The organism is Patescibacteria group bacterium (assembly GCA_034660655.1).
Taxonomy (GTDB): domain Bacteria; phylum Patescibacteriota; class Patescibacteriia; order JAACEG01; family JAACEG01; genus JAACEG01.
In genome coordinates, this window is the sequence record JAYEJU010000001.1 from 1 (window position 1) to 6,267 (window position 6,267).

Genomic DNA, 6,267 nt, shown 5'->3' on the forward strand with positions numbered 1-6,267 from the left:
AAAACATATAATAAAAATTTTAACAGGAAAACAGCCCGAGAACTTTTATGAAAAGTGGAGCACTCTTAAAAGAATTTTGTTTATCAGAGTTTATTCTCCTGTAGATTTTATGGTTGTCGCGCCAAATAACGATAAAGTAGGCAAAGACTTTTTAAATAATAAAATAGTTAATGAAATTGAAGGCGCGTTTTATTCTGGATTTAATAAAGAAGCTGAATTTGTAACTATTATCAATCCAGAGAAAGGCGATTATGAAATAAAACTTCAAGGAATAGATAATGGAAGCTATAAATTAGGAATAGATATTTTGAATGATAATAATTTAAAAGAAACAAAAGAAAATTTAATTTCAGGTATTATTAGTTTAGGAAAAGAAGAAATTTTTACTTTTAATTATATTGAAAATAATAATGAACAAAATATAATAATTGAAAAAAAGGTTAGTTTTAATAGTATAATTCAAGATATAGAAGAACTTTATCAAAATAAAGAAATCAAAAAAAGCTTTATTAAAAAATCATTAAAAAGGCAGTTTAAAAATTTAGAAAGAAAATATAATAAAATAGAAAAGATCAAAAAATCTTATCACAAAAAAATATTAAAAAAATATATTCAAAAATCATTAAATTTTGCTAAAAGAAAATTAAAATTTTATTTAAAACAAAATTGGATTACTCAGACTGCTTATGATATACTTATAAATGACATAGACAATCTTATTATTAAAATAAAATAATTATGCAAAAATTTCAAAAACTATCTTTGCAAAATCAAGCTATTCTGATTTATTTGTTAAGTTTGGGCATTTCAATTATTGTGTCGCCGTTGTTTTATAAATTTTATATTAAAATTTTTCCGCCAACACCTTTTAATAGTAGTTTATTTTTGCCTATCCCAAACATAGTTGGCATTACAGTGACTGGAACTGTTTTTGCATTATATTTTTTCCTCACTTTTTTTATTTTTTTGTTAATAAAAAATAAACAATGGACAATTTGGCTTATTGGATTATCTATACCCTTATTGATGGCTTTAACTAGCGGGCAAAAACATATTTTCTGGGCAGCAATTTTTTCCGTTATTGGCTGGGCTTTAGCGCAAAGTATATTTTTGATTAAAAATAATTATAAAAAATAAAAAAATTAGTAACAATAAATAGCGCGATTTCAAATATTAAAAAACTATATAATATAGGAGGAATAAAAAGAAAATTGGTCAAAAATAATTTAATTAAAAAGTTAAAACAGATAAATAAGAATATTGAAAAATATAACAAAAAAATTAAACTAATGGAAAAAAGGTTTGAAAAAATGTCAAAACTTTGCGAAAAAAGAAAAAATAAAGAAAAATGTCAAGAAAAAATAAAAACTGTTTTTAATAAAATCAATGATCATTTATACATAATCCATAAAAAAATTATTGAACATAAGTTTAAACGCTTGTTAAAATTATTAGATTTTTATCACAAAAAAGAATGGATAACTGACAATGGATATGATATAATAAAAACGGATATAAATTATTTAATAAATAATATTATTTAAAATTATGATTAAAAACACCAAAAAAATATTAGCTCTTTCAATTTCGTATTTGATTATTTTTGTATTATTACCTTTTTATCTGTTCGTTTATTCTAATTTTTTAAAAGATATAGCATGGTATGGCAACTATTTCTTATTTATATTCCCTGTAACATTTATAATTTTTCTCGTTTTGTACAAAATCAATTTTAAGAATAAGGTAGAATATTATAAAAAGCTATTGATATCTTATTGGATATTATTTATGATACTATGTATTTCCCTTTATATTTTTACCGATTACATCATAAATAAGGCGTTTGATAATTTTGGTTTTTAGATATCATTATTCTTTGAAATATTTTTATAATGGATTTTAAAAAATATGGCAGTAAAAAATGAAAATTTAGAGATTTATCGCCATTCTTTGTCGCATATTCTTATGCAGGCGTTAGAAAGAATGTATGGGGCTGTTCCTGGAGTTGGTCCTGCGATTGAAAATGGTTTTTATCATGATTTTGATTGTAAAAAACAAATTACTGAAAAAGACTTGCCAAAAATAGAAGAAGAAATGAAAAAAATTATTAAAGAAAATTTAGAAATTAAGAAAAAAGAAATGCAAATTGATAAAGGAATAGAATTTTTAAAAAAGAAAAAATTTGTTTATACAGCGGAACTTGCTAATGATTTAAAAAATGAAGGCAAAAAGAAAATTTCTTTTTATGAGCAAGGAGATTTTATAAATATGTGTAGAGGTTTGCATTTATCTTCAACTGGAAAAATAGACGCGCAATCTTTCAAGCTAACAAAGATAGCAGGGGTTTATTGGAAAGGCGATGAAAAGAATAAAATGATTCAGAGAATTTACGGTGTTGCTTTTAATAATAAAAAAGAATTAAAAAAATATTTGAAAATGTTAGAAGAAGCTGAAAAACGAGATCATCGGAAAATAGGTAAAGAATTAAAATTATTTTTAATAGACTCTGAGGTTGGATTAGGATTGCCAATGTGGCTACCTAAGGGAGCAATGTTGTGGAGGATTATGGAAGATTTTTGGTATCAAGAGCATTTAAAAAATGGATATGAATTAGTCAGAAGCCCGCACATTGGTTCAAGAAAATTATGGGAAAAATCAGGACATTGGAATTTTTATAATGAAAGTATGTATCCGCCAATGGAAGTAGGACAGTCATTAGAGGATAACCAAGCAGGCAAAAAATCTAAAATTAAAGATGAATATTTAATCAAGCCAATGAATTGTCCTTTTCATGTAACGCTTTATAATTCTCAGTCGCGTTCTTATCGCGAATTGCCTTTGCGTTGGGCAGAGTGCGGGACAGTGTATCGTTATGAAAAATCAGGTGAATTATCAGGGCTTACAAGAGTTCGCGGATTTACTCAAGACGACGCTCATATAGTTTGTACTGAAAAACAAGCAGAAGAAGAATTAAAAAAAGTTTTAGATTTTATTATTTTTGTGTTTAAATCATTTGGTTTTGAAGATTATAAAATTTATTTGTCAGTTAGAGATCCTAAAAATAAAAAATACGCTGGAACAAAAAAAGGATGGGATTTTACTGAAAAAGTTTTAGAAAAAGTCGCGAAAGAAAAAAAATTGGATTATGAAAAAGACATAGGAGGAGCGGTTTTTTACGGACCAAAATTAGATTTTAAAATTAAGGATTGCTTGGGCAGGGAGTGGCAGTGTTCAACTTTGCAATATGATTTTAATTTGCCTGAAAAGTTTGATATGTCTTTTATTAACGAAAAAGGAAAGAAAGAAAGACCTTATATGTTGCATAGGGCGTTGTTTGGATCTTTTGAAAGATTTATAGGAATTTTAATTGAACATTACGCAGGTATTTTTCCTGTTTGGCTTTCGCCTGTCCAAGTTAAAATAATTTCTGTTGGAGAAAAGCACATTAAATATTGTGAAAAGTTGGCAAGTGAATTTAAAGAAAATAATATTAGGGTTGAAGTTGACGGCTCAGATGAAACAGTCGGCAATAAAATAAGAAAAACAATATTTGAAAAAATTCCTTATATGGCTGTTATTGGCGATAAAGAAATAAAATCCAAAAAGTTAAATATTCGCGATTATGGCTCAAAACAAACAAGGGAAATAAGTATTGAAAAATTTATAAAAGAAATTTTAAATAAAATAAAGGAAAGGAAATAAATATTAATTTATCATAATAAAAAATAAAAATAATAATTTGAAAATTGAAAATTAGAAATTGAAAATTAGATTCTATTTTAAATATTTGAATTTGTGATTTATTTAGAATTTGTGATTTTGAATTTGTAATTTATTTAATAACCTTATGGATTTAATATTTTTAATTTTCGCGCTTTTTGCTTTAATTTATTCCATTATTATTCACGAGTATGCTCATGGTTGGATGGCTGATCAGCTTGGCGATCCAACGGCAAAATACGCTGGTCGCTTAACTTTAAATCCTCTTCCGCATATTGATCCGATAGGAAGTATTTTTATTCCAGCAATGTTGGTTTTGTTTAACGCGGGTTTTATTTTTGGTTGGGCAAAGCCTGTGCCATTTAATCCAAATAATTTGTCAGATAAAAAATACGGCTCGGCAAAAGTCGCGTTTGCTGGTCCGGCTTCTAATTTTTTAATTGCTTTGTTCCTGGGAATTATTTTGAGGATATGTTATACAGATATTTTTAGCGGATATAATTTTGCTGTTTTTTCACAGCTTATTGCTTATGTTATTTGGCTTAATCTTTTGCTTGGAATTTTTAATCTAATGCCAATTCCGCCGTTGGACGGGTCAAAAATTTTTGCGCCATTTTTGCCTTATAAATGGCAAGAAATAATGCTTAGATTAGAGCAATGGGGAATGCTTATTTTGATTCTGTTTATTTTTCTTCTTTTTAATCCAGTTATTTTGCCGATATTAAATTTTATTTTTTATTTAATTGTCGGCGTTCCATTTTATTATTTTATGTAATACAAAATAAATCCAAAGAGAAAAGGGCTAAGCTACTGCTTGCCCTTTTTGTTTTTTTGCGTTTTTTTTATTTAAAAATTTTTGCAGTGTTTAAGCCAAAAATCTTCTATCGGAATGTGGATGCAATAAAAAATAATTTTTGCAAATTCCTTTAAAAAAATTAAAGGTAAAAAAAGTATCCTGCTATAAAGGAACCACTGTGATTTTAGACTTCTTGCTTTTTTCATTTGCTTTTCCTCCTTGTTTTTTTATTAAAAATATTTTTATTCAATTTTTGGTTTGTCTATTTCAACAGCTTCAACTGTTTGTTCGCCACCTGATATTTTTATGACATCTTTATCAATTTTTTTATATTCTTTTGAAGCGTTATTAAAATGATTTACTGTTGTTCCCAAGGAATTGCCCATTCTTTTCATATATTCTTCATAATTTTTAATATGGCGTCCTAATTTTTCAACTCTTTCTTTTATTTCTTTCGCGCTTTCTTCAATTTCTAAAGCTTTCAAGCCTTGTAAAACCATTTGCAGATAAGCGTAAAAAGATGTTGGTGAAACAATAATAACATGTTTATCTATAAAAGCGTATTCAATCAGATCGCGAGTGTTCACTTTAACCGATCCGACTTGATTTACTAAAAGGTCATAATAAATTCCTTCAGCTGGAATAAACATAAACGCGAAATCCATTGTGTTTTTTTGCGGTTTAATATATTTTGATGTTTCATCAATCCTTTTTTTAAGATCCAATTTGAATTCTTTTTCTAATTTTATTCGCGCGTTTGGATCTTTTTCAGCTACAATGCGATTGTAATTTTCTAAAGAAAATTTGGAATCAACAGGAATAATTTTGTCTTTAACAAATATCGCGGCGTCAACAATGTCGCCGTCGTTAAAATTATATTGCATTTTATAAGTAGCTGGCGGAAGAACATTTTTTAAAATCATTTCTAATTGATATTCCCCTAAAATTCCGCGATGTTTTGGGTTTTTTAAAATGTCTTCAAGATTTTTCAATGGAGCTTTTAAATCAAGCACCTGTTTAGAAGTGTCGTCTAATTTGGTAAGTTTTTCAGTAACATCGGTAATGATTTTAGAACTTTCATTAAATTGGTTTTGCATCATTTTTGAAGATTCATTAAGTCTATTGTCTAAGGTTTTTGTGATTTCATTTATTTGGTTTTGAATAAGAAGCAAACTCTGGTCGTTTTTTTGGCTTTTTGAAAATTCAGACATTTTTTTATTTATAAAATAAAAAACAGCGATAAACCCGACAGCTATTAAAATTATTGTGAGTATTTGCGAGTCCATAAAATAGTAGAGTTTAAATAAATTATGAGAGATTATTTTGTTAGTAAATATATTTTGTAATAATGTAATATAAATTACAAATTCAAAATCACAAATTCTAAATAAATCACAAATTCAAATATTCAAAATTCAAAACTCCATTAAATATTTATTATTAAATAGAATAAACTGTTTTGCCTGCCTGCCGGCAGGCAGGGATTTTAGATTTTGGTTATTGTAATTTATTTGTTATTTGGAATTTTGCCTGCCTGCCGGCGAGGCAGGGATTTGGTGCTTAACTATGTTTATAATAACACATAATTTTACATTTTTGCAACCTTTTCGCGATTTTATTGTTTTTTTATTGACTTTTACTCCCTGATGTGGTAATTTTTTAGTAGTTAATCTGAATGAAAAAAATAGACTTGTTGCATAATTAGTTTTGTGACGAAATTTTCAGATTTTGAGACAAAACTAATTACGCAA

6 protein-coding genes are annotated in these 6,267 nt (G+C 26.9%); 5 read left to right on the forward strand and 1 reads right to left on the reverse strand.

The genetic code is table 11. From position 1 onward, the window contains the following. The 5 genes from U9O55_00005 to U9O55_00025 form a co-directional block, all read left to right on the forward strand. A partial coding sequence (locus U9O55_00005) for a hypothetical protein (protein MEA2088216.1) occupies positions 1–736 on the forward strand: 736 nt, incomplete at its 5' end. Between the two features lie 2 nt (positions 737–738). After that, positions 739–1,137 carry a hypothetical protein gene (locus tag U9O55_00010; GenBank protein MEA2088217.1) on the forward strand — a complete coding sequence of 133 codons (399 nt, stop codon included), beginning with the start codon at positions 739–741 and terminating at the stop codon, positions 1,135–1,137. Between the two features lie 152 nt (positions 1,138–1,289). Then, positions 1,290–1,544: a hypothetical protein gene (locus tag U9O55_00015; protein MEA2088218.1), complete on the forward strand. Its 255-nt coding sequence runs from the start codon at positions 1,290–1,292 to the stop codon at positions 1,542–1,544. Between the two features lie 364 nt (positions 1,545–1,908). Next, positions 1,909–3,702 carry a threonine--tRNA ligase gene (thrS, locus tag U9O55_00020; GenBank protein ID MEA2088219.1) on the forward strand — a complete coding sequence of 598 codons (1,794 nt, stop codon included), beginning with the start codon at positions 1,909–1,911 and terminating at the stop codon, positions 3,700–3,702. A 145-nt stretch (positions 3,703–3,847) separates the two neighbouring features. Further along, a complete protein-coding gene (locus tag U9O55_00025; GenBank protein ID MEA2088220.1) occupies positions 3,848–4,495 on the forward strand; it encodes a site-2 protease family protein in 648 nt (215 codons plus the stop codon). Between the two features lie 263 nt (positions 4,496–4,758). On the opposite strand, the gene U9O55_00030 is transcribed toward U9O55_00025, so the two are convergent. Then, positions 4,759–5,802: a DNA recombination protein RmuC gene (locus tag U9O55_00030; protein ID MEA2088221.1), complete on the reverse strand. Its 1,044-nt coding sequence runs from the start codon at positions 5,800–5,802 to the stop codon at positions 4,759–4,761. Between the last annotated feature and the right edge of the window lie 465 nt (positions 5,803–6,267).

What these genes read in the sequence shown, in the direction of transcription:
- U9O55_00010 (MEA2088217.1), top strand. Translation starts at nt 739, where the DNA reads ATGCAAAAATTTCAAAAACTATCTTTGCAAAATCAAGCTATTCTGATT.
- U9O55_00015 (MEA2088218.1), top strand. Translation starts at nt 1,290, where the DNA reads ATGGAAAAAAGGTTTGAAAAAATGTCAAAACTTTGCGAAAAAAGAAAA.
- thrS (MEA2088219.1), top strand. Translation starts at nt 1,909, where the DNA reads ATGGCAGTAAAAAATGAAAATTTAGAGATTTATCGCCATTCTTTGTCG.
- U9O55_00025 (MEA2088220.1), top strand. Translation starts at nt 3,848, where the DNA reads ATGGATTTAATATTTTTAATTTTCGCGCTTTTTGCTTTAATTTATTCC.
- U9O55_00030 (MEA2088221.1), bottom strand. Translation starts at nt 5,802, where the DNA reads ATGGACTCGCAAATACTCACAATAATTTTAATAGCTGTCGGGTTTATC.